Here is a 22,040-nt window from a genome sequence, read left to right on the forward strand (position 1 = left end):
ATCACACACTACAAAAGCAGGGGTAACTCCCTGCTTTTTTGTATTTATTTCAGGACGAAAACCCGATTTGCTTCAAAAACTGCTCCCGATAGTTGCTCCCGATCGGGATTTCAGTGTTTTGAATGAAGACGCGATTCCCTTCAATATGGTCGATTTTGGACTTATTGATGATGAACGACCGATGAATGCGGAGGAATTTGGACTTCGGTACCAGTTCTTCAAACCCCGAAAATGTCATCGCCGGCAACAACGTATGCTGCGAGGTCGTCACTTTCGTGTAATTGCCGTTTGCTTCCGCATATAGCAGGTCGTCGTGCCTGATTTTGAATATCTTACCGTCGGCTTTCAGGAAGAGGTAATCGTCGTCCTTTGGCTCACTGGTATCGACCGGAAGGGAGGCGGTAGTTTGTATTTTCTCCATCGCCTTGTCTACCGCCACGATGAACCGTTCGAGCGAGAAGGGTTTGAGCAGGTAGTCGCAGGCGGAAAGGTCGAATGCGTCCACGGCATATTCCTTGTAAGCAGTCGTAAATATGATCTGCGGGGGTGATTTGAGGGTTTTCAGGAATGCAATACCATCCATCACCGGCATATTGATGTCCAGAAATACAATGTCGGCTTTCCGTTCCATCAGCGCCGCTTTCGCTTCGAGCGCGCTCCCGCACATCCCTGCCACGCGCAGGTAGGGCAGGTGCGCGCAATACGTGCGTATGATGTCCCGCGCAATGGGTTCGTCGTCAACAATCAGGCAGTCAATCGGGCTCATATTATCGCAGGTTCAGGCGCAGGTTGATCGTGTAAGTCGTCTTTCCGTTGTCAATCGAAAGGTCATGCTGGCCGGGGTAAAGGAGTTGCAGCCGTTTCCGCACATTGGCCAGGCCGAATCCACTGTGTTTTTCCAACGTTTTTACCTCCCCAGCCACGGGTTGATGGGAGTTTTTTAGGTAAAAAAGAATCGAATTTCCCCATATTTTCAAACTCATTTCAATAAAAACCTTTGGCTCCGCCGTGTTTTTTGAATGCTTGAATGCATTTTCAATAAACACGATCAGCAGCATCGGCGCAATACGGACGTCGGAATTGCTAACCGGTTCGAGATCTGTCCGGAGGTCCAGCCGGTCGCCCATGCGGAGGTGCTCGAAATCGATATAGTTCTGAATATAAGCGAGTTCGTCTTTTAGCGGGACGTAGGTTTCATTGGCCTCATACACCGAATACCGCAGCAGATCCGACAGTTTCAATATCAACGGCGGGATTTTTTCGTGCTGGGTAATGGACAGCCCGTACATATTGTTTAATGTATTGAACAAAAAATGCGGGCTCAGCTGCGATTGCAGCAAATGCAGCTCGCTTTCGCTTTGTGCAGCCTGCGTTCTGGCCGCTTCCAGTTCCTTTTGGGTACTCATTCTGAACAGCTTGATCAGCGCGCCCGCGCAGAGCCCCATCGCCAGGAACGGCATCCAGTACAGCAGCAAATTCATTGCCGGAAACGAATGAAACTGGAAATCGGCATGGATAAACAGCCATACCGCACACGCTGCAATGCCAATGGCCAGCCCGTTGAGCACATTTCTGGGAACCATCCGCTGCCGCGCCGACCAGATCGTCGCCAGATGCCGGCCAATATAAATGCACCCGAAAAGCACCATTGTCCCTGCTGTGGCCAGCGCCTCATCATGAGCGGCCCCGATCGCATTCAGATAGGTATCGATGCCGAAGAAAACCGGCACCGCGCAGGCGGCCGTCAGTACGACGTAGATGCCCGTTCGGGTCGTTTCCTGGCTCGTGAATGTATTTTTCATAATCAATCAAATAATGCCCTGCGACCTGTTGTCTGAGGTAAATATGCACCATTCGGGCCATCCCGCAGCCGAATAAGGCCGGACTGCGCCGGTTTCCTGACAGACAGTGCCTTTGACAGGTCGGAACGGTTCGTCAGGCAAAAACCGGTTTCCGTCATGGCTTCGGGAAGTTACAACACATTTATTTCACGAGGCTGCGCGGTCGGGTAATATTTGCCTCATCACTTGACCAAACACCAGCCATGAAAACGCTTTTCATTATCCTGACTATCCTCATTACCCAATTCGTCGCATCCGCCCAGTCCGCACACTCCATTTCCGGAACGGTGAAAGACTCCGGCAACGAAACCCTGCCCGGCGCGACGGTAAAGCTCCTCAAAGTCGCCGATTCTACGCTCGTAGCGGGCGTAGTGACCGATATCAATGGTTATTTTGCATTTGCCAATCTGGAAAATAACATTTATCTCGTCGCAATTACCGCATTGGCGCAGAAAGAATTTGTAAGTAGTCCGTTGGAAATCAACGAGGAACACCCGGCCGTAGCATTGCCGGTGATTATTTTGCTTCCCGCCAAAAGCATTGAGCTGAACGAGGTGACGATCAGGTCGCGCAGGCCGCTCATCGAGCAGGAAATGGACCGGACGATCGTGCATGTGAGCGCGATGATCGGCAGTGCCACCAGCAATACTTTCGATGTATTGGGAAAAACGCCGGGCGTGTCCGTAAATGCCAATGGCGAGATCAGCCTGAACGGCAGAAGCGGCGTGATGGTGCTCATCGACGGCCGCAGCACCTACATGTCCGGCTCCGACCTGGCCGCTTATTTGAAATCATTGCCTGGCGGCGTGCTCGACAAAATAGAGCTGATGGATAACCCGCCAGCCCGCTACGACGCGGCAGGAAACGCCGTGATTGATATCCGCTTGAAAAAGAACCGCCTCCACGGGATAACCGGTAGTACTTCGCTGGGCGGCAGCCAGGGCCGCTATGCGCGGAGCAACGACGCCATTAACCTGAACTACAACCACGGTAAACTGAATGTATTCACCAACCTGGGTTACGGCTACGAAAAGAATTACACCGACGACGATTTTACCCGCCGCTACTATACCGAAACCGGTGCATTACAATCGAAGGTTGCATTGAAAAACGACCAGCAATATGCCTCCAACGGCTATAATGCCAACTTCGGCCTGGACTGGTCCATGACGCCGAAAACGGTGTTGGGCGCGATCGCCAACTTTAACGGCTCGTCGCGCAGGGGCGATTTTGCCTACGAAAGCACGCAGCGCAATGCGATTGACCAGCGTACCGGTTCCGGAAGCGGGCGTACGGTTTCTAAAGATATTCGCCATAATACCAGCTTGAATGCCAATTTGTTACACAAATTCAATGACAAAGGCCGTGAGCTGGCTGTGGATGCGAATTACCTCAATTACGATACGCGGGGCAACCAAAAGATCGAAAATCGCTTGTATGACGCAGACGAAACGGTGACCCGCCAGGAGCAGTTCCTCTACCGAACGCCTTCGCAAATCAATATCTATACATTCAAAACGGACTATGCGCATCCGTTCAAAAATAAGGCGCGTCTGGAAGCGGGCTTTAAGGCTAGTTATGTGGATAACGATTTTATATTCAATCATTTCAATGTCGTGGACGGCGCGGCGGTGATCGATAACCGGCGCGCCAATCACTTCCGATACCGCGAAAACATTCAGGCTGCCTACGCTACGGCAGAAAAACGGTGGGAACGCTTCGGCATGCAGGCGGGGCTTCGGCTGGAAAATACCGCCGCCAGGGGCCATCAGCTGGGTAACGACTCGGTGCAGGCCATGCGTTTTACCAAAAATTACACCAAACTTTTCCCCAGCATTTTCCTCAACTATAAACTGAATAAGGACAATGCATTCGTCCTGATGGCCGTAAGAAGGATCAACCGCCCGAACTACCAGATGCTGAACCCGTTTGTGTTTTACCGCGACCAATACACTTACAGCGCCGGCAATCCGCAGCTCACGCCTCAGTACCAGGACCGCGTAGAGCTCAAATACCAGCACAAAAGCTTCCTGAACATGGGTTTGAGCTATAACCGCTTCACCGACGGCATTTTCACGACGATCGAGGCACGCGGGGATACGTTCATCAGCCGCCCCGACAACATTACCCGCGGCTTCATGGTACTCCTGAACACGACCTTGTCGACAAATATCACCGGCTGGTGGTATACCAACACCACGCTCAGGCTGTCGCGCATTTCGATGAAAGGCCCCATTTACACCGAATTGCTCCATTTTGCGACCAATGTGGCCCGTTTGGAACTGAATAATTATTTCAACCTCGGCAATGGGTGGAATGCGGAGTTCGGCGGCTACTACGCCAGCCGCGATGTGAACGGACAGGCGCTTACAGCGGGCATGTTCCGCATAAATGGTGGCATTCAAAAGAAAATCTGGAAAGGAAAAGGCACTGCATCGCTCAATTTCGAGGATTTGTTCCATTCCTGGGTATATCACAACCGCTCGTTCAGCATCCGTCAATCGGATTACCGGCAGGTAAACAGGACTGACACGCAGCGCATTGGCATTGCATTGAACTACAAATTCGGGAAGGAAACTTTCGCCCGTAAACGCCGTCACAACAACAATGCTTCCGACGACGAGAAGGGCAGGGTGGAGTAAAAATGCCGGGCCTGTTCATGAGAATCTTCCGCCTCGCCGGGAGATTTTTATGTTTGCAAAAGGTAGATTCAGCATATCAAACGGTTTTCCCCGCGAACCAAAACGTCGATTCCCATGCTCGCTGCTTTACGTGCCAGTTTCCTGACATTTATTTGCCTGATCGCCATTTTTCAAACCACGCGTGCGCAGCAGCCCGCGCAGGTGCAGGTGGATTTTGGGAAAAAAGTGGGGCCGATGAATCCCGCGTGGGCGTGGTTCGGGTATGACGAGCCCAACTATACGTATATGAAAGACGGCAAAAAACTGCTGTCGGAAATTGCGGCGCTCAGTCCTGTGCCCGTGTACGTACGCGCGCACTGCCTGCTATGCACGGGTGACGGCACGCCAGCACTCAAATGGGGTTCCACGAATGCATATACGGAGGATAGCAACGGCAAACCAGTGTACAACTGGGCCATCGTCGACAGCATTTTCGATACCTATGTGCAGAGGGGTATGAAACCCCTGGCGCAGATCGGCTTCATGCCCGAGGCATTGTCCAGCAACCCGCAGCCTTACCAGCACGACTGGAAGCCCGGCGACCCGTATTTCAAGATCATCACCGGCTGGGCATATCCGCCGAAAGACTACCAGAAATGGGCCGACCTGGTTTACAACTGGGTGCGGCATTCGGTGGAGCGGTACGGGCAAAAGGAGGTAGAAAGCTGGTATTGGGAAGTGTGGAATGAGCCCAACGGTTATTGGAAAGGCACGATGGATGAGTTTTTTAAATTGTACGATTATTCAGCCGACGCCGTCAAACGCGCATTGCCTACCGCCCGCATCGGCGGCCTGAACATCGCGGGTACTTCGGGCAAAACCGGTACGCAATGGCTCGAAGCATTCCTGAAACATTGCGCGGAAGGCACCAACTATGTTACCGGTAAAAAAGGCTCGCCGCTCGATGCCGTGCTGTTTCATGCCAAAGGCTCACCGAAACTGATCGACGGCATCGTGCGTATGAATATGAGCCCGCAGCTGCGCGACATTCAAACCGGTTTCAAATCCGTATTGGCTTATCCGCAGTTTAAAAACCTGCCGCTGATCGTCGGCGAGTCCGACCCGGAGGGTTGCGCGGCGTGCGGGATGGCGACCAACCCGTCCAATGCCTACCGCAACGGAACGATGTATTCCAGCTATACCGCCGCCACTTTTGCCCGCAAATATGCCATGGCCGATCAGTACGGGGTCAATTTTCTCGGCGCGGTATCATGGTCGTTCGAATTCGAAAACCAGCCCTGGTTCTACGGGTTCCGCGATCTGGCTACGAACGGCGTCGATAAGCCGGTGTTGAATGTGTTCAGGATGTTCGGGAAAATGAACGGCGACCGGGTCGAAACGCGGAGCGACCGGATGTACCCGCTGCAGATGGTGCTCGATTCGAGTATTCGTGGGGAAAAAACGGAAATCGGGGCGCTGGCCTCGAAAGCGGCACGTACCGCCGCCGTGATGCTTTGGAATTACCATGACGACGACCGTCAGGGCCCCGCGGAGCCCGTTGAGCTACAACTCACAGGCATCCCCGCCGCCAACATAACCCTCACCGAGTACCGCATCGACAACGAGCACAGCAATTCCTACGAGGTATGGAAAAAAATGGGCTCGCCGCAGCAGCCCACCACGGCGCAGATTGCGATATTGGAAAAAGCCGGGCAACTTAAGACACTGGGTACACCCAAAAAACTGAAAGTAACCGGAGGAAAGGCGAAAGTATCTCTTGCATTACCCCGCCAGGCAGTTTCGCTCGTCAAGCTGGATTGGTAATGCGGGCCGGATGGTCATTTATCAAAAGGATTAATGCAGGCTAAAATCACCAGCGCGAACGAAAGCACCGAGGCGTAGGTGCGGATGGCATGGAGCCTGTTCCATGGCATTTCAAACCGCAAACGATGTGCGGCAAGTTCCTTTGCGGTGGCATGGGCAAGGTCCGTTTTGGCCAGGGCTTCGTTCAATGGCACATTACCCATTGCAGTCACCCCGAAAGTGCCGACAAGGTAAACCAGGCTCGCGGCCAGCAACCAGTAAAACCGCCCCGTCCCGAAATGCTGGTATGTGCTAAGCGGGAGTAAAAGCACTGTTCCCATAAAACTGAAAAAGAATACCGGATTGAGGATAGCGCGGTTGATGGATTGCATCGCCGCCAGATAGTTGGCGTCCGGTAGTGCGCCCAGGCCGGGGTTTACCGAGCAGGAGTAGCTGTAAAACAGGCCGGCAATGAGGCCGCTGGCGAGTGCCGTTACGAGCAGGAAAAGGTTGATTGTCGTCATAAGTCTTTTTTCTTTCAAATGTCGGGCCGGCATTGGCAGAAAAATAGAACAAAAGCGACAGGTCACAAATAGCGTTCGCTGATCTCGCGCGCGAACTGCGCGAATTCGTCGAAGGTACTGGGCTTGGTTACAAAGTTGGTGACACCGGAAAGGTAAGCCGTGCGAATGAGCGAAGGGTTCGACGACGTGGACAGCATTACGATAGGCATTTCGGCGAGGCGCGTGTCCGCACGAATGGCTGCTACGGTTTCCAGGCCATTCATTTTGGGCATATTCATGTCGATAATGATAATGGACAATGCCGGCTCCGCGATGTCGCGGGCCAATGTAAGCAAGTCAAAACCGTTTTCTACCTCGACAATTTCCACCTTCGCACCCGATTCCTGAATGGCCTCCTTGACAAAGAACCGGTCGTCCTGATCATCGTCTACCAGGTAGATCGTTTTGGGGTCGTTCATTCGGCATTTAATTAACCCAAAGCAGAACCGGGTTCCGGGCAGGGTGGATGATTAACTAAGTGTAACGTAAAGTTAAACCCGAAAAATAATAACCCAAACCGTGAAAAGACTAAATTCCCGAATTCCGGGAATTTAGTCGCGTCCGAATCGGATCACCCACATCCAGTTCATGGGCCAGTGGGAGTTGATGCCGTCGTGGCTTAGTAATATGTTGTTGACAAGTTCGTACCCGATCAGCGACCCGCCTTTCCGGGCCACATCTTCCTTGGCGCGATGGTAAAGTTGCACCCACGTTTCGTGCGAAACGAGCTCCTGAGAAGCATTTTTGAGTTTTTTCCAGCTGGAATTTTCGGCACTGTCGCCGTAGCGTTCGATCAGGTAGTGCTTGAAACTTTCGTCGTTCAGCGTGATAACAGTTTGTTTTTCGCTTTCCATAGCCGTCATGTTAACTTTTGTGGATTAGTAGCAAATTGTAACCGCACTGTCTATTAAAACTATACCAATTTATTGTACTGCCTTGTCGAATTATCTCACAAATATGTCAATACTTATCCTTTGGCCCTTTTGAGTAATTTTCAGGCTATCAATCCGATCATCTTAGCGCTTTGCAACGCTTCGATAGCATTGTCCGCGCGGAGTTTTTCCAGTATCCTTTGTCGGTGAGTGTTGACAGTATGGACACTGATGTCCAGCAATGCGGAAATTTCTTTACTCAATTTTCCCTTTCCGATCATGCCCAGGATCTCTTTTTCGCGTGCCGTCAGCCTAATTTTTTCTTCCGAGGGTCTGTCCGGAAGTGCCGTCAGCTCCCCCGTATGGAAATTAATGAGCTGGCTCGTCACCTCCCTGATTGTCTGGTCCGGCGAAATGTCGATCACCCCGAGCGACAGCCAGATATTCCCCGAAGCATCCAATTCGAGCACCTGGTGCTGCTCGCTAACTCGTATAAGTTGTTCATTGCCAGCGAATATCCGGTAGCCTGTCACCATTTTGAAATGCTTGCGCAAATGCACGGGCTGCTGCATCATAAACTTCATCGCCTCGTAGCCATTGTGCGCCAGCACAGGAAGATCGTCGGGATGTGTGCGGGCATCGAACAGCTCGTTCGCGATGCACGATTGCGTTTCCCGGAAATCATAGCCATGTAACTGGTAAAAGTTGCGCGAAACATACACATGCGTCCGTTTTTGAAGGTCGTACACCGTCACCCCGCTGCTGCTCAACTGCGCCATCGCTCGGATCAAAGCCAGCTGCTTGTCGAGCCGATCGGGCTCCACGCCTTCGAAATCGTAATATCGGTTCAGCAATTGAAGGTAATCCGGCGCCGTCCGTGGCGGCTTGGCCGGCAGGTTTTGTAATGATAAATCAGTATTTCCTCTCATGTGCGTCCCGGTTTTCTTTGCAGGTATATTTCAAGGACAACTCTGAGGGCATTTCACCTTGGCAGGTCCGTATTATTTTTTTGCCAAAATCATCATAGCCATGAATTTTTCAGTAGTCCGCGGGGCTGATACCGTGTGGGGAAAAAGTTTCGCCCGTGTGCTTGCCGCACAAAAACGCAATCTTATCCTGATCGGCGCACGCGGGCCGGAGCTCGAAATACTCGTCCGGGAAATCATTCAAAATCACCGCGTGCTGGTTCATTATCTCGTCGTGGACGATGCCGATACGGGCAGCATCATTGCCGCTTGCGAAAAAATCAACGATCGTTTCGATGTCGATCTGCTGATAAACTACGCCGAAACCGGCTGGACTATGCGCCTGGACGATCACGACATCCGCTCGCTGGATAGAAAACTTAAAACAAGTCACGCAAGCGGCATATTGTACCTGCATCAGCTCTTGCCTAACCTTCTGCTGCACGCCCACGCGCGCGTGATCGATCTTTGGTGCCATTCGCAGCCGATGGCACAGTGGGAGCAGGCGATGGTGGGCTATCATATGCGTTTTGCGGAGCATCTTCATGCAGAAATGCGTAATTCAGACTTGCAAATCGGCGGTTTCGCATTGCCGGCAGCACACGGAACGACCGCAGAGACGCGGGCGCTGGAAATCCTGGAAGGCGCTTTGCCCGAAGTGGTACCAGGCCGTATCACGATGCATTGATCCGTATTTATTTCGGCGAAAATCGGTTTGCTAGCCTGCGAATGATAGATTTGCAATGTTACTACATCAACATTGTCCATGGAAAACATTCAGATTCGCCAGGCCCGCCTCGACGAGCTGCCTACATTGCTTGCATTTGAACAAAACCTGATCGCCAGTGAGCGCCCGCTCGACGATACTTTTGTGGCGGAGGAATTTCACTACTATGATTTGGAAAAAATGATCCGCAGCGACGATGCCGAAGTGCTCGTTGCCGTGCTAGGCGACCGCCTGATAGCCAGTGGTAATGCACGGATTTTGGAAGGAAAGCATTATAATCGCTTCAAACGCTACGCATTCCTCGGTTTTATGTATACCGAGCCCGATATGCGCGGCCGCGGGATCAACCGTTTGATCATTGATGCGCTTGTTGTATGGGCACGCGGCAAGGGACTCGACGAGGTGCGCTTGCAGGTATATTCCGAAAACATACCCGCCGTTGCTGCCTACGAAAAGGTCGGTTTCCGGAAAATGCTGACCGAAATGCGGCTGGCTACCGGCGTTTGAATTACCGCTTCCAAAGACATAATCCCTTTAAACAGCCATGAACTTAGCCGACATTGCGGCATTGCGCCTCGCCAACCAGCAGCTACTCGATACCCGTTTTACCGATCCGGCCGCATTGGTAGCCTGGATGGGCGCCGTGCAGGCGCAGGATTTCGCGATGGCCAAATGGGCATTGGGGCTGCGCCTGAAAAAGGACACGGATGCTGGTGTGGAAAAAGCGATCGACGCCGGCGGCATTATCCGTACGCACATGATGCGCCCGACCTGGCATTTCGTGACGAAAGAAGACGTCCGCTGGATAATGGATCTTACGGCCCCGCATGTGGTGAAGCTCGCCGGCACGATGTACCGGCAGTTGAAGCTGGATAAATCGGTTTTTACGATTACGAATGACCTGATCGGTAAGTTGCTAGCCGATGGCGATGAGCTGACGCGCGAGGAAGTCATCGCGGAAGTGAACAAGGCGGGCATCGAAACGGACCCGCTGCGTGCGACGCACATCATGTTCCAGGCCGAGCTCGACCAGATTATCTGCAATGGGGCGCGGCGCGGGAAGAAATTTACGTACGCGCTTTTCGACCGTAAAGTGCCCGCCGCAGCGCCGGTGCCGCGCGAAGAAGCGTTGGCGGCATTGGCGAGGCGGTATTTTACGAGTCACGGACCCGCTACCGTTCAGGATTTCGTATGGTGGAGCGGCCTGTCCGTGACCGACGCGCGGCAGGCTTTCGAAGCAATCCGCGGCGAATTTGAAACGGCCAGGGTGGGAGACCGTGAATACATTTTCACGGGTTTTTCCGAAATACCGAAAGTACCTGCGAAAGCGATGCTCATTCCGCCTTACGACGAGCTGACCATCGGTTATGCCGACCGCCGCGCGGCCATGGACGATGCCGTAGCGCAAAACCGCGACTCCGGAAATGGTATTTTCAAACCGGTAGTGATGGTAAAAGGAAAAGTTGTCGGACTCTGGCGACGAACGGAAAAGAAAGACTCGGTTGCTATCGAAATTAATCCGCTCTCGCGCCTGCCCGTGTCAGCCGAGAAGTCCCTGGAAGCCGCAGGAGCCGCCTATGCGCGGTTTATCGGTAAAAAGAATGCGGTTTTTGAGTGAATGCCGGCTCAGAGTCCGCGTTCGATCTTGTAGTACTCGATATGCTCCTTGAAAAAGGGCTCCGAGAATTTTTTGAAGCCGAAACGTTGGTAAAAACCTAACGCATCCGTGCGCGCGTCGCACCACATGCGCGTGTAGCCCTGCATCTGCGCGAAGTCAATGGCGTGTTGCAGGAGCCTGGAACCCAGTCCTTTGCCTTGCAGTCCGGGCAAGGTGGCGAATTTTCGGAATCGGATGTCGGCGCCCTCGCCGAAGAGTGAAATGACGGAAACCAGGGCGCCATCGAGGTACAATCCGAAATGCATTCCGTGCTCGTCTTCGGGGACTTTTACAAACTCGCGGGGTTTGTCCGGCCAAAGGACCAGGTGCCGGATATCGATCAGGTCATCAGCATTAACTTTTTGAATTTCAATGAGATCCATGCCTTTTATTTGATAGGGAAAATACTTAACTACACGGGTATTTTTTGCAAAAATACGCCTGATGCAACCCATTTCAAGATGAAACAGCCGGCAGCGACTCCAAAAAGAAAGGGCCAATCCCATATTGGCCGCAGGAAACCAGGTATTTCAAATAACGACCAGCCATGCAGACCACCCGCCACGAACCTGATCCCTTTTTGACCCACGCAGAACCCGTTTTGATGGTGAAGGACGTGGCCGCGACAGTGAAATACTGGCACGACGTGCTGTGTTTTCCCGGCCACTGGACCTGGGGCACGCCGCCCAATCACGGCGGCGTTTCCTGGCAGGGCGCATTCATCCAGTTTTCACAAAATGAGGAGGCCGCCGGGCGCATGCGTGGGCAATGCATATGGATTCGGGTGAAGCGGATCAGGCAGCTTTACCAAATGCATCAGGACAGCAAGGCTGAGATCGTCATGCATCTGGCGAAACAGCCGTGGGGTTTTGTCGAATATGTGGTAAAAGACCTGAATGGCAACTACGTTACCTTCGCATCACCGGAAAAAGGCGACGATGAGCCAAAATCGGAACCGCTTCCGGCCGTTGTGCGCGTTTTGGGTCGCAAACTAACGACGGCGGAATACCGAAGTCTCGCCAAATCCGTAGGCTGGACCAGTCCGCAGCCGGACGAAATCCTCCAAAAGAAGCTGGATGCGGCACTTTTCACCGCCGTCGCCGAAAATTCAGAAACGGGTGAAGCCATTGGCTGTGCATTGATTCTGGGCGACGGGCTCAGCTTCTTTTACATTAAGGACGTCATGGTCCACGGCGACTGGCAGCGTAAGCAAGTAGGCTCGACCATCATGCGGGAAGTAAAACGCTGGCTGGACGATAATGCCCCCGACGGATCATTGGTAGGCCTGTTTACTGGCGATGGCCTCTCGCAGTTTTACCAGCAAACAGGCTTCGGTCCGGCATTCGGTATGGTACGCATGATCGAACGCCCGCAATCAGGCTAGCGGCTTTGCATTACAACACGCATTGACGCCAAACACGCCATTTCCCGATAATCACCAGCCGAAACCGTAGTCTTCCCCGTGGTTACTCGATCCGCCCCAGAAGCTGCCGTGCTGCCAATCGAAGTAGATCGCATTGATAGGGCCGCTGGTGCGGGGTTGGTAGCTTGGCTTGTAACCCATCCGGCTTAGTTCCTTCCGCGTCCAGTCCGGCATCGATTGGTTGAGGATCAAGCCGCCCGGTTCTTTTTCATGTTTTCCAAAGCTGGCATACATCTGCAACGTTTTGAAACTGGGCGCTTCGGATGCTTCCTGCACCGTCATGCCAAACTCTACGACATTCAAAAAGAACTGCAACAACAGCTGGTCCTGCTCGTCGCCGGCCTGCTTGGCAAATGAAAGGAATGGTTTTCCGTCTTTCAGCGCCAGACTGGGGGTAAGGGTTACCCTCGGCCGTTTGCCCGGCTCTACTACGTTGAACGGGTTCTCGCGCGCATCCAGCACGAACGACTGCATGCGTTGGCTCAGGCCTACGCCCGTATTGCCCGCTATGCACGCAGGCACCCACCCACCGCTGGGTGTAATGCTCACTACCCAGCCCTCTTCGTCAGCCGCTTCCACGGAGGTGGTTCCCGCTGTGAATTCCTCCATAAATTTTTCGTCCAATCCGTTCTTGTTACGGTTAGTCGATGCCTGGAAATTGCCCCAATTCTTGATTTGGTCAGCAAACGGGTTCTTTTTGCCTTCAAAAGGGTAGGGGTCACCAGGCATTGTTTTCGAATCGTTCTGTTCCCAATTGATCTGCTTGATCCGATCTTTGGCATATTCTTTCGAAAGCAGGCCTTTCATCGGCTCTTCCGGGGCAAAGGCCGGGTCGCCATAATAAAAATCCCTGTCGGCGAATGCCATGTTCATCACCTGGTACAGCGTGTGCACATAGCGGGAAGAATTGTATCCCATGCCTTTCAGGTCAAAATTTTCCAGCATGTTAAGCGCCTGCAACATTACGGGGCCCTGCGTCCATTGCTGCATTTTGTATACGTCGATACCTTTGTAGTTGACCATCAGCGGCTCTTCGATCTTCACTTTCCAGGTGGCCATATCCTTTTCCGTGATCAGGCCGCCCTGTTCCTGGCAGCCCCGGGCGATTTCTTTGGCGATATCACCTTTGTAGAACCGGTCATATGCTGCATAAATGGCCTCCTTGCGGTTTTTGCCGCTTTTTAAAGCTTGCTGCTCAGTGTCAACCAGCTTCTGCAATGTGGCGCGCAAATCCTTCTGAACAAATATCTCGCCTGCATCAGGTGCTTCCCGCTTCTGCCCTAAATGCGGCAGGAATACCTTTGTAGAATACGGCCATTTTTTAATCTCGTCTTTGCCTTTTTCAATCGAATTGGCTGTTTGCGCTTCGATCGGATAGCCCTCGGCCATTTGCATGGCAGGCGCGAGCACGTCTTTCAGGCTCATTGTGCCGTATTCAGCCAGCATGGTCATGAGTCCGCCGGGCGTACCGGGTGTCGTAGCGGCCAGCGGGCCGTATTCAGGCGGGTAGCTCATTCCCTTGTTTTTGAAAAACTCGGGTGTGGCACCAGTCGGTGCAACCCCCATTGCGTTGATCGCAATGACCTTTTTCGTCTTCGGATTGTAGATCAATGCCTGCGTTTCCCCGCCCCAGCTCAGCACATCCCACATGGTACAAGTGGCTGCCAGCATCGCGCACGAGGCATCGATTGCATTGCCGCCTTTGCTGAAAATCATCGCCCCGGCCGTCGCGGCCAGCGGCTTGCCCGTAATCCCCATCCAGTGCTTTCCGTGCAAAGGCGGTTTCTGGGTAGTAACGGGAAAGTTGTTGAACGACTGCGAAAAAGCACTCAGCCCGCAAAGCATCAGTCCGATCGTCGAGCGTAAAACGAGTTTTGGTTTCATATGAAGGTGGTTAGGAAGCATTGGCTTTCCATGCGTTACAAGGCGTAAATATTGCACGAATGAAGGCCAGGCACAAATTACTAAACCATGCTCTCCTGTCAAAATCAATCAGTACCAGTACAGGTGTAAGTAAATCTGAGAACCGCTCATTTTTTTGGAAGCTTCCCTGGAATGATATTATAAACAGTCCTTCAATAGAAACTCCTGCTCGAATTGATCCATTGTTTGCCCCAAGTACAGAGAAGAAGCAAAAAAGAAGCCGCCTTTAGACAGGTTAACATCTCGCGCCGGTTCCTCAGGATTGGCTATCCCAAGCTTATTGCGCAAACGCTCGTTCTGATCGTAGAGGATCTGATATTTCATAAAAATAGTGTGTATTGACATTATTGACCACCAAGCAGCGATTGTCCAGCTTGGTAGCCACCTGAATTCAAAACAGACTCCCCTGCACCAGCACATTATCCGGCAGTCCCAGCAATGGCATGCGTGCGATTTCCTGGCATCTGGAGCCGTTGACGAGTGATCTTTTCAGCAGGATCATTTCCGTGACGCGGAAGGATGAACGGAATTTTTTGTGCATCCATTCCCGTGCCGCATTCGTTACCTGTGCGGGCGTCATGTGCCGCGCGACCGTCACGTGCGGGTCCGTGCAGAACCTGAATTCGCCGGACGACCATTTCGTCAGATGGTCGAACGTTTCAGTTTTCAGGCCCTTGACGAGGTTGCCTACTTCGGCTGATGCGCCTTCCGACAGATCGATATAGAACGTGCCGCCTTCATAGCGGTTAAACCCGTCGAGCTCGATGCGGAAAGGGGCCGCGCGGCGGGCTACCTTCTCGAAACCCTGGATAAGCCTGTCGAGTTTGTTCTCGTGGATAATGCAGTTGAAAAGCGTCAGGTGCGGGCGCAGATTGGCTGCCTGCCCGCAACCGTAAGCTTTCTGAAAATACTGCTTGACGCTTCCGATCGCCGCTTCGGTGACGGGATCACAGGAAAATACCAGGAGATATTCATACATATGCTCCCGGATATTCCTGATAGTACTCAAATCATTGCTGTTGAAATGAATAGCTTTCATGTTGATGAAGTGTAATAAAATTTTCGCGATAAAAATTTCACTTGTAAAAATAGAAAAGATATTTTTAATATCAAACAATTGGTTTTTAAAATATCATAAAAAATACGATTGTCGTGGCACGGAGTGAGTTGAAGGATACGCAGGATATTTATAATAATGCATAGACTTTCGCGTTTCGATTTTGTAACCGAAGATCAACTCCTTTAACCTAAATCAGGCTTCCTATGAAAGCAATCTGGTTCGTGTTCGCGTGTGTATTATCATGTCATGCGGTGGTTGTCTGCGCTCAAACGGGTCCCCGCATTCCCGATCCCGCCGCCTATGCATTGTCGATGGCGCCCGACGCCCGGGCCAGCGGAATGGGCTTTGCCGGCACGGCTACCAGCGGGGATGCGAATGCGATGTTCTGGAATCCGGGCAAGTTGCCCGACGCACCAGGCGCTCTGGGCGTTTCGGCGACTTATTCGCCGTGGCTGCCTTACCTCATGGATGATGCCTGGGTCGGATATGCTTCTATGTACAGGAAGCTGGCTAAGGGACAGGTGGTGGGAGCGTCCGTGGATTATTTCAATCAGCCGAGATTGTCGTCAGCCAACACATTGTCGCCCGGCCGTGATTTCGCTGTGAGCGCGGCTTATGCGAAGCTGCTCGTCCCGACGCCCGCCCCCGGGCGTAATGTGAACCAGCGGCCGTACCTGGAAGGCATTCTGGCGTCATTTTCCGACGCTCCCGGTGGTTTCAAGGAAGAAATGCAGGAGGTCGTAGTGTCTGTCGGGGCGGAATATTGGTATCAGGAAAAGTTTGCGCTCCGCAGCGGATACCGGGCTGAAAACGCGGAAAAAGGAGGTCGCAAATTCCTCACCGTCGGAGCCGGCGCCCGATTCCTCGATCATTTTGGTATAGACTTCGCCTACCTGTTTCCAACCGGTGTCAACGACGCCATGAAGAATATGTACAAGGTCGGCGGCCTGCTTTATTTTTAGGAGGCGTTCCCCGCCATTGATCAGTTCAACCGCGCTTTCCGTCAGTTGAAACGTGCTTTCCGGCATCGCGGGCGGAATAGGTTTCGGGAATGGGGCCGGAAGTGAGAATTTTGCATCGATATGAACGATGCGATCCGCCCCTTACTGGTTCTTTTACTGTGCGTTACGGCCGCAATGGCGCAGCCGGAATGGAAGTGCGTGGCGGCCAAAGATGGCATCAAGGTTTTTGCAAAACCCGTGCCTGATTCGAAGATCAAAGCGATGAAGGCGGAATGCATATTAGATGCCAGTGCCGACGAGCTGGTTGCTTTGCTCATGGATGTGAGCGCAGCCGAGCGGTGGGTATGCCATACCAAATCCTGCGTATTGATCAAAAAGGTGTCGGATACGGAGCTATTTTACCATACGGAAGTGAGCCTTCCCTGGCCGCTGGATAACCGCGACTTTGTCACGCACCTGAAAGTGCTCCGTGACCCGAAAACCGGCGTCGTGGTAGTGGAAGCACCGGCAGTACCCGGTATAGTTCCCGTACGGGAAAGTGTGGTGCGCGTGTCGCATTCTGTGAACCGCTGGCTAATCCGGCCGCTACCGCACGGTAAGTTGTCCGTGGAATACACCTTGCTGGTCGATCCGGGCGGACATATCCCGGCACACGTTGTGAATATGTTCGCCTGCCGGGCACCTATCGAGACGTTTCAGCGGATGAGAATCGTGCTTGCCGAACGCCGGCGGTCCGTGGCCGGCGGCGAATAGTTGAACTTTTGGCATGCATTTTTTGCTATTTTTTATCATTATTTTCCTAAATTGGCAAAGGAGAGTTTTAACGTGATTTTGCCATAGAAAAAATAAGGATCTGAAACTCAAAGCAAAAATATCATATCATGGGAAAAGGAAAAGATCTTTTCGGACACTATAACGACCTCGCCAAGGATAAGGGCCCCGGTAGCGAAGAAAGTAAATATGCCGGTATTCTTTTCCAGTCGCTGCTGATGATCGGCGAGCGACGTACTTTCGAACTGCTGGAAGAGGCAGACGAAAAAGGTAAAAAATTGAAACTTGAATATGCCAATGGCGCAAAACCTAGCTCGGGCTGCCCTTGCGGCGTGACATTGGTATAATGTAAATCGAGATCGACACGAGGCCCGGCTGATAATGTAATCAGCCGGGCCTTTTTGCGTACGGTTGGGCGCGGTTCGTCAATTATTTACGCCGGTTTGTACATGCAAGCCATATTTCGCGCCGATTCATGTAAATTGTAAGATCATATCGCCGCTTGTCCCGCATGACCGCTACGCCACATCCAGCCCCGGATTTCAGCCCGCCGCCCGGCCGGTCGCACTGGTTTTTCAGGTACAAGCTCTACCACCTGCCTTTTTGGGTCGCGTATCATTATGTGTGGTGGGTGGTCGCGCTCGGGAACCCCGTCAAGGTGGTGGAGGCATTGTTCACTGTCTCGATCTTTAAGTTCCTGTTTTACGTAATCTGGCAGGCGCTGGCGGTTTATTTCAACCTCTATTTCCTCGTTCCGCGGTACCTGGAAAAAGGAAAATATGTGCTTTACCTCACATGGCTCGTAGGGACGATCCTGGTCACCGCCGCGATGATTGTGCCAGGGTATTACATAGGTGCCTGGGCGGCCGGGAAGACGTTGGAAGAGTTTTACGGGGCGGACAATTACGGGTTCTTTCGTATGATGATGGGCGGCCCGTTATCGTCTACGGTCGCTGCCACGACGTTCGCGATGAGTATCAAGTTGGCCAAAAACTGGCTGGAAACGCAGCGCAGGCAGCAAGCATTGGAAAAGGAAAAGCTGGAAACCGAGCTCAATTTTCTCAAATATCAGTTCAACCCGCATTTCCTGTTCAATAGCATCAATTCGATTTTTTTCCTGATCCATAAAAACCCGGACATGGCGTCGGCGTCGCTGGCCAAATTTTCGGAATTGCTGCGGCATCAGCTGTACGAATGCAACGACCACCAGATCCCGCTCAGTAAGGAAATCGCTTACCTGGAAAACTTTATCGAACTGGAAAAACTGCGGCAGAACGACACGCTGGAAGTTCATTTCAATGTGGAAGAACATATCGGGCGGGAGCTGGCCATCGCACCATTTATCCTGATGACTTTCATGGAAAATGCTTTCAAGCATGTGTCGAGGCACGAAAACGCGCCGAACCGCATTCAGGGTGATTTGCGGCTGGACCAAACGCAGCTTATTTTCGACCTTGTCAATACCGCCTCCTCCGGGGAGCAACCGGAAGTGCTCAATTATGGCGGCATCGGGCTAAAAAACGTTCGCCGGAGGTTGGATTTGATTTATCCCGGTCGCTACCGGCTGGATATCCGCCGCGATTCCGACCTTTTTGCCGTGCATTTTGAGACGGAACTGGATCAGCTGGAAACGGTGGAAACGCCGCAAATGTCTTTAAATCAATTAGATTAGATGATCAACTGTGCGATAATCGACGACGAACCGCTGGCGCGCGAGGGTTTGGCCGACTATGTGAAAGAGGTGGATTTTCTCAAACTCACAGGTTTGTGCGAGAACCCTGTTGAGCTCATCAGCCTCATGGACCGCGAGCCGGTGGACCTGATTTTCCTGGACATTCAAATGCCCAAAATGAGCGGTATCGATTTCCTGAAAATCGTGCAGAATCCGCCGATGGCGATTATTACGACGGCCTATCCCAGCTATGCCCTGGAGGGTTTTCAGCTCAATGTGATGGATTACCTGCTCAAACCGATCACTTTCGAACGTTTTTTCAAATCGGCCGGCAAGGCGCGCGATTACCACAAGCTCCTGCACCGGCCGGCGGCGGCGAAAACGGAGGAAGACTACTTTTTTATCAAATGCGGGAGCAAGTACGAAAAGATATTTTTTGACGACATACTCTATATCGAAGGCCTTCAAAATTACGTGACGATCCACACGCGGAAGGGAAAATACATTACGCTCCTTAACCTGAAACACCTCGAACAAAACCTCGATAGCCGCCTTTTCATCCGCGTGCACAAGTCGTATATCGTGGCGATCACGAAAATCGAGGGAATCGATGGAAATGAAATCTTCATTCAGCCCCATCGCATTCCGATCAGCCGAAACTACCGTGAACAAGTGATCGAGCAGGTGGTGAACCGAAAGCTCATGGATAAGAATCGGTAGCTCATTTTATGTTGAAGCGTAGTACCCCGATTTCACCGCTAGCGGCCTCTGCTTTTTTTGTAATATCCCTGTCAAATGGGCGCAAGAGGTTGTTTCCCGCCAAGTCTTCCAGTCGGGTTTCGATCAGGATTTGATAGGAGCCGGCCTTCCAGCTATCGGTCGGGATGAAGGCAACCTGTTTTTCATGGTCGCCGGTTTGCCATTGTCCTGAAATTTTGACGCCAGACTTACCCTGCACGCTGAAAACTTCCTGCAACAGGCTGTGATCCATCGATTCTTTGAAACTAATTTCCAAAGGCTGCCGCGTGGCCGCGGCAGGAGGTCCGAGCGTCCAGGATGCGGGTGTCGGGGAAAGCGAATCCTTCTCCGTCGTGACGAATGCCTTTCGAAATGGCTTTTCTAATGCCTTTCCGCGTGTATCCGTCCACGCTTCGGAAACCCAAACCTCGTAATGAGTGCCTTGCTGCATGGGTGCGCCGAGGCGTTTGTTGGGTTGCAGGTCGCGCTTGATGCGGCCCGGATCGAGCCAGAGGGTGAGAATGGTCCGGTCGGGGTTCCATAGCTCCGGTTGCAGGTCGAGGAATGCGGCTTCCACGGTGTCGCGCCGGTTTTTGATCAGTTTCACGTACCGGTTCGAAAGTCCTTCGCGCATCGGGTGATCAAAATGCAGGTAAATTTTCAGGAGGTTTTCAGGTAAGGTGTCCGCCGATGGATAAATAGCCGTAACACTTAGCGCATTACCTGTTTTGTTTTCAGGTATTTCAAAATCTCCCGCACGCTGCCCGCGCACATACACATGATAGCGCATTCCGGGCGTGAACGGAATGAGTGGGCTGAATTCCAGATCGTCGCCCTCACGATTGTAGGAGCCGAAAATAGGCACAGGCATCGGCTTGCCCGCGAGGCTTACCATGATGGAGGCCGAAGTGGAATCGTCCGGAACGTTGCCAATCAATGCCGCCGGAATAATGATCGAACGGGCCCGCTCCTCTTTCCACCGGATCTCGATCCGCGCATTTTCCGACGAACGGTTGCACGATACGAGGCACACAAAAAAAGCCAGGCCGGACATGTACGCCGGCCTGACCACGCTCTTAAGCCCAATATTACAAATACCTTTCACTCGAAGTCCACAAATCAAGACTGCCGTTGGAACGGCGTTGAAGCAGGATCATGCGCGAATCGTCGAGCTTGTCCATCTGGATCACATTCGTTACCGGCAGCGACACGAAATCGACCCCGGCGGTAGCGAAACTTTCCTCCACAGGCGTCGTTAATGCACCCTGGTAAGCCTCGATGCTTTTGTATTTCACCTTGAAAACCGGCCGTGCCGAGTTGGACATCATCAGGAACGACTCCCCGCCCTTGCTTACGGTTACCATATCGATCGGTGAATTGCCGCTGCCCATTTCCGCCACCGTACGTCCTTTTACATGCGAGCCGGGTTTCAGCTCATCGAGGGGGAAGAGCACCAGCGGCGTACAGGTATAGCTCGCGACAATGTATTTTTTACCCTTGATTTCCGCCGTAGTGAAAGTGCGGATCGGCGCCAGCGTTTCGTATTTGCCGTGGGCGGCGTGATAGATTTCCAGCGTCGACTGGTCTTGTTTATTTGAGAAAGGGAATGGGATGCTGCGGAACGTGGAAGCGAATTCCTGGCCCGAAAGCCCGCTTACAAGCACTTTGCCGTCCGCGAATCCGATATCCGAAATGGCAGCAACCCGCACGGAATTCCCGCGTTTGTCCTTTGCGTCTTCGGCGGGCGCATTGTTAAGCGCGAGGCTCGAAAACGGCACATTTTTCGTGTTGACCGGTTCAATTTTATCACCGGAGATTTTCAGCAGTACCGGCGTGCCGTCACCGCTTTGCACGGCGCAGTAAATGTTTTTCGAAACCGGGTTCACCGCCATGTCCTGGATGCTGATATTGGCAGCTTCGGTTCCGAGCAACGCGGCTATTTTCTGATCGACGTTCTTGATTTCAACGGGCTGCGCCTGTGCATTGGCCGCGTCCTTGGTGTCGATCGCGAACACCGTCGCGCTTTTCGAATCGCCCACGAGCAGGACGCCCTCCGGCCCGAAAGCCAGCCCGCTGATCGATTTGATCTCCGGCGTACCCACCGTCATCCCGAACTTGCCGGCGGCAGGGCCTGTCGTGTTCCGCGACGTGTTGGCCAGCAGCACCAGTCCCGCCAATGCGGCTAGCAAAAAGTAAACTTTTTTCATGATCTATGTGCGTTTAATGAGTTGACAATGAATGGGAAATGCATTGATTAGCACAATTTTAAAAGCGCTCTTACAGCCAATCCTACCGGTTAAAAAAATCTTAATTAAACAAAATGCAACCAGCCGCGTTGTCTCTCTCAATGCGGGTGTTGATCCGCGTGGTTTCAAGTTACGACAATGGATTCGCAATCTTACCAGTTTAAAAGGTCAAAAAGAGTGCTGGCGGTGATCGCCG

Annotated in this window: 23 protein-coding genes; 11 read left to right on the top strand and 12 right to left on the bottom strand. The window is 52.4% G+C overall.

The window, feature by feature from the left end:
- Positions 1-49 precede the first annotated feature (49 nt).
- Together H144_RS0128520 and H144_RS33610 are read right to left on the bottom strand one after the other, a co-directional pair.
- On the bottom strand, positions 50-766 hold the full coding sequence (locus H144_RS0128520) for a LytR/AlgR family response regulator transcription factor (RefSeq protein ID WP_019945542.1): 717 nt from the start codon (positions 764-766) through the stop codon (positions 50-52).
- Position 767: 1 nt separating this feature from the next.
- Positions 768-1,802: a sensor histidine kinase gene (locus H144_RS33610; protein ID WP_019945543.1), complete on the bottom strand. Its 1,035-nt coding sequence runs from the start codon at positions 1,800-1,802 to the stop codon at positions 768-770.
- Positions 1,803-2,044: 242 nt separating this feature from the next.
- Here H144_RS33610 and H144_RS0128530 point away from each other — a divergent pair, with 242 nt between their 5' ends.
- Positions 2,045-4,483 (top strand): TonB-dependent receptor, encoded by a 2,439-nt coding sequence (locus H144_RS0128530; RefSeq protein ID WP_019945544.1) that lies wholly within the window; start codon positions 2,045-2,047, stop codon positions 4,481-4,483.
- Between the two features lie 114 nt (positions 4,484-4,597).
- Positions 4,598-6,286: a GH39 family glycosyl hydrolase gene (locus H144_RS0128535; protein WP_019945545.1), complete on the top strand. Its 1,689-nt coding sequence runs from the start codon at positions 4,598-4,600 to the stop codon at positions 6,284-6,286.
- Between the two features lie 14 nt (positions 6,287-6,300).
- Here the strand turns inward: H144_RS0128535 and H144_RS0128540 are convergent, their stop codons facing one another.
- From H144_RS0128540 to H144_RS0128555, 4 genes are all read right to left on the bottom strand, one after another.
- Positions 6,301-6,789 carry an anthrone oxygenase family protein gene (locus H144_RS0128540; RefSeq protein ID WP_033403429.1) on the bottom strand — a complete coding sequence of 163 codons (489 nt, stop codon included), beginning with the start codon at positions 6,787-6,789 and terminating at the stop codon, positions 6,301-6,303.
- Between the two features lie 62 nt (positions 6,790-6,851).
- Entirely contained in the window at positions 6,852-7,247 is a 396-nt protein-coding gene (locus tag H144_RS32750) for a response regulator (RefSeq protein ID WP_019945547.1), read from the bottom strand.
- Between the two features lie 132 nt (positions 7,248-7,379).
- Entirely contained in the window at positions 7,380-7,682 is a 303-nt protein-coding gene (locus H144_RS0128550; protein WP_229208022.1) for a hypothetical protein, read from the bottom strand.
- Between the two features lie 140 nt (positions 7,683-7,822).
- Positions 7,823-8,629, bottom strand: coding sequence for a helix-turn-helix transcriptional regulator (locus H144_RS0128555; RefSeq protein WP_019945549.1), 807 nt, complete (start codon positions 8,627-8,629; stop codon positions 7,823-7,825).
- 100 nt (positions 8,630-8,729) lie between these two features.
- On the opposite strand from H144_RS0128555, the gene H144_RS0128560 reads away from it, so the two are divergent.
- The 3 genes from H144_RS0128560 (at position 8,730) to H144_RS0128570 (ending at position 11,010) form a co-directional block, all read left to right on the top strand.
- Positions 8,730-9,353, top strand: a complete 624-nt coding sequence (locus H144_RS0128560) for an SDR family NAD(P)-dependent oxidoreductase (protein ID WP_157505229.1) — start codon at positions 8,730-8,732, stop codon at positions 9,351-9,353.
- A gap of 78 nt (positions 9,354-9,431) precedes the next feature.
- Entirely contained in the window at positions 9,432-9,899 is a 468-nt protein-coding gene (locus tag H144_RS0128565) for a GNAT family N-acetyltransferase (protein WP_019945551.1), read from the top strand.
- Between the two features lie 37 nt (positions 9,900-9,936).
- Positions 9,937-11,010 carry a winged helix DNA-binding domain-containing protein gene (locus H144_RS0128570; RefSeq protein ID WP_019945552.1) on the top strand — a complete coding sequence of 358 codons (1,074 nt, stop codon included), beginning with the start codon at positions 9,937-9,939 and terminating at the stop codon, positions 11,008-11,010.
- Positions 11,011-11,018: 8 nt separating this feature from the next.
- On the opposite strand, the gene H144_RS0128575 is transcribed toward H144_RS0128570, so the two are convergent.
- Positions 11,019-11,432 carry a GNAT family N-acetyltransferase gene (locus H144_RS0128575; RefSeq protein WP_033403461.1) on the bottom strand — a complete coding sequence of 138 codons (414 nt, stop codon included), beginning with the start codon at positions 11,430-11,432 and terminating at the stop codon, positions 11,019-11,021.
- 164 nt (positions 11,433-11,596) lie between these two features.
- On the opposite strand from H144_RS0128575, the gene H144_RS0128580 reads away from it, so the two are divergent.
- The gene (locus H144_RS0128580; RefSeq protein WP_033403430.1) at positions 11,597-12,433 is read left to right on the top strand and encodes a GNAT family N-acetyltransferase; all 837 of its coding nucleotides are present in this window, start codon (positions 11,597-11,599) and stop codon (positions 12,431-12,433) included.
- A gap of 51 nt (positions 12,434-12,484) precedes the next feature.
- Here the strand turns inward: H144_RS0128580 and H144_RS0128585 are convergent, their stop codons facing one another.
- The 3 genes from H144_RS0128585 to H144_RS0128595 form a co-directional block, all read right to left on the bottom strand.
- Positions 12,485-14,317: a gamma-glutamyltransferase family protein gene (locus H144_RS0128585; protein ID WP_051100205.1), complete on the bottom strand. Its 1,833-nt coding sequence runs from the start codon at positions 14,315-14,317 to the stop codon at positions 12,485-12,487.
- Between the two features lie 216 nt (positions 14,318-14,533).
- On the bottom strand, positions 14,534-14,719 hold the full coding sequence (locus H144_RS0128590) for a hypothetical protein (protein WP_019945556.1): 186 nt from the start codon (positions 14,717-14,719) through the stop codon (positions 14,534-14,536).
- 67 nt (positions 14,720-14,786) lie between these two features.
- Positions 14,787-15,434 carry a 2'-5' RNA ligase family protein gene (locus tag H144_RS0128595; protein ID WP_157505230.1) on the bottom strand — a complete coding sequence of 216 codons (648 nt, stop codon included), beginning with the start codon at positions 15,432-15,434 and terminating at the stop codon, positions 14,787-14,789.
- A 224-nt stretch (positions 15,435-15,658) separates the two neighbouring features.
- Between H144_RS0128595 and H144_RS0128600 the strand changes: the two genes are divergently transcribed.
- The 5 genes from H144_RS0128600 (at position 15,659) to H144_RS0128620 (ending at position 19,580) form a co-directional block, all read left to right on the top strand.
- Positions 15,659-16,417, top strand: coding sequence for a PorV/PorQ family protein (locus H144_RS0128600; protein WP_157505231.1), 759 nt, complete (start codon positions 15,659-15,661; stop codon positions 16,415-16,417).
- A 120-nt stretch (positions 16,418-16,537) separates the two neighbouring features.
- Positions 16,538-17,170 carry an START domain-containing protein gene (locus tag H144_RS0128605; protein ID WP_026351068.1) on the top strand — a complete coding sequence of 211 codons (633 nt, stop codon included), beginning with the start codon at positions 16,538-16,540 and terminating at the stop codon, positions 17,168-17,170.
- Positions 17,171-17,298: 128 nt separating this feature from the next.
- A complete protein-coding gene (locus H144_RS0128610; protein ID WP_019945560.1) occupies positions 17,299-17,535 on the top strand; it encodes a hypothetical protein in 237 nt (78 codons plus the stop codon).
- 164 nt (positions 17,536-17,699) lie between these two features.
- Positions 17,700-18,860, top strand: a complete 1,161-nt coding sequence (locus tag H144_RS0128615) for a sensor histidine kinase (RefSeq protein WP_019945561.1) — start codon at positions 17,700-17,702, stop codon at positions 18,858-18,860.
- Positions 18,861-19,580 carry a LytR/AlgR family response regulator transcription factor gene (locus tag H144_RS0128620; RefSeq protein WP_019945562.1) on the top strand — a complete coding sequence of 240 codons (720 nt, stop codon included), beginning with the start codon at positions 18,861-18,863 and terminating at the stop codon, positions 19,578-19,580.
- Position 19,581: 1 nt separating this feature from the next.
- Here H144_RS0128620 and H144_RS0128625 read toward each other — a convergent pair whose 3' ends face one another.
- Both H144_RS0128625 and H144_RS0128630 read right to left on the bottom strand, forming a co-directional pair.
- On the bottom strand, positions 19,582-20,652 hold the full coding sequence (locus H144_RS0128625; RefSeq protein WP_019945563.1) for an Ig-like domain-containing domain: 1,071 nt from the start codon (positions 20,650-20,652) through the stop codon (positions 19,582-19,584).
- A gap of 34 nt (positions 20,653-20,686) precedes the next feature.
- Positions 20,687-21,805, bottom strand: coding sequence for a hypothetical protein (locus tag H144_RS0128630; RefSeq protein WP_019945564.1), 1,119 nt, complete (start codon positions 21,803-21,805; stop codon positions 20,687-20,689).
- Positions 21,806-22,040: the final 235 nt, after the last annotated feature.

The sequence above is a fragment of the Dyadobacter beijingensis DSM 21582 genome (genome assembly GCF_000382205.1).
GTDB classification, from domain to species: Bacteria; Bacteroidota; Bacteroidia; order Cytophagales; family Spirosomataceae; genus Dyadobacter; species Dyadobacter beijingensis.

Bases quoted from the DNA above. Each gene is read 5' to 3' on its own strand.
- H144_RS0128565 (WP_019945551.1), top strand. From the start codon at position 9,432: ATGGAAAACATTCAGATTCGCCAGGCCCGCCTCGACGAGCTGCCTACA.
- H144_RS33610 (WP_019945543.1), bottom strand. From the start codon at position 1,802: ATGAAAAATACATTCACGAGCCAGGAAACGACCCGAACGGGCATCTAC.
- H144_RS0128590 (WP_019945556.1), bottom strand. From the start codon at position 14,719: ATGAAATATCAGATCCTCTACGATCAGAACGAGCGTTTGCGCAATAAG.
- H144_RS0128580 (WP_033403430.1), top strand. From the start codon at position 11,597: ATGCAGACCACCCGCCACGAACCTGATCCCTTTTTGACCCACGCAGAA.
- H144_RS0128575 (WP_033403461.1), bottom strand. From the start codon at position 11,432: ATGGATCTCATTGAAATTCAAAAAGTTAATGCTGATGACCTGATCGAT.
- H144_RS0128615 (WP_019945561.1), top strand. From the start codon at position 17,700: ATGACCGCTACGCCACATCCAGCCCCGGATTTCAGCCCGCCGCCCGGC.
- H144_RS0128540 (WP_033403429.1), bottom strand. From the start codon at position 6,789: ATGACGACAATCAACCTTTTCCTGCTCGTAACGGCACTCGCCAGCGGC.
- H144_RS0128570 (WP_019945552.1), top strand. From the start codon at position 9,937: ATGAACTTAGCCGACATTGCGGCATTGCGCCTCGCCAACCAGCAGCTA.
- H144_RS0128630 (WP_019945564.1), bottom strand. From the start codon at position 21,805: ATGAAAAAAGTTTACTTTTTGCTAGCCGCATTGGCGGGACTGGTGCTG.
- H144_RS0128605 (WP_026351068.1), top strand. From the start codon at position 16,538: ATGAACGATGCGATCCGCCCCTTACTGGTTCTTTTACTGTGCGTTACG.
- H144_RS0128550 (WP_229208022.1), bottom strand. From the start codon at position 7,682: ATGGAAAGCGAAAAACAAACTGTTATCACGCTGAACGACGAAAGTTTC.
- H144_RS0128560 (WP_157505229.1), top strand. From the start codon at position 8,730: ATGAATTTTTCAGTAGTCCGCGGGGCTGATACCGTGTGGGGAAAAAGT.
- H144_RS0128595 (WP_157505230.1), bottom strand. From the start codon at position 15,434: ATGAAAGCTATTCATTTCAACAGCAATGATTTGAGTACTATCAGGAAT.
- H144_RS0128620 (WP_019945562.1), top strand. From the start codon at position 18,861: ATGATCAACTGTGCGATAATCGACGACGAACCGCTGGCGCGCGAGGGT.
- H144_RS0128530 (WP_019945544.1), top strand. From the start codon at position 2,045: ATGAAAACGCTTTTCATTATCCTGACTATCCTCATTACCCAATTCGTC.
- H144_RS0128520 (WP_019945542.1), bottom strand. From the start codon at position 766: ATGAGCCCGATTGACTGCCTGATTGTTGACGACGAACCCATTGCGCGG.
- H144_RS0128535 (WP_019945545.1), top strand. From the start codon at position 4,598: ATGCTCGCTGCTTTACGTGCCAGTTTCCTGACATTTATTTGCCTGATC.
- H144_RS0128555 (WP_019945549.1), bottom strand. From the start codon at position 8,629: ATGAGAGGAAATACTGATTTATCATTACAAAACCTGCCGGCCAAGCCG.
- H144_RS0128610 (WP_019945560.1), top strand. From the start codon at position 17,299: ATGGGAAAAGGAAAAGATCTTTTCGGACACTATAACGACCTCGCCAAG.
- H144_RS0128625 (WP_019945563.1), bottom strand. From the start codon at position 20,652: ATGTCCGGCCTGGCTTTTTTTGTGTGCCTCGTATCGTGCAACCGTTCG.
- H144_RS0128585 (WP_051100205.1), bottom strand. From the start codon at position 14,317: ATGCTTTGCGGGCTGAGTGCTTTTTCGCAGTCGTTCAACAACTTTCCC.
- H144_RS32750 (WP_019945547.1), bottom strand. From the start codon at position 7,247: ATGAACGACCCCAAAACGATCTACCTGGTAGACGATGATCAGGACGAC.
- H144_RS0128600 (WP_157505231.1), top strand. From the start codon at position 15,659: ATGAAAGCAATCTGGTTCGTGTTCGCGTGTGTATTATCATGTCATGCG.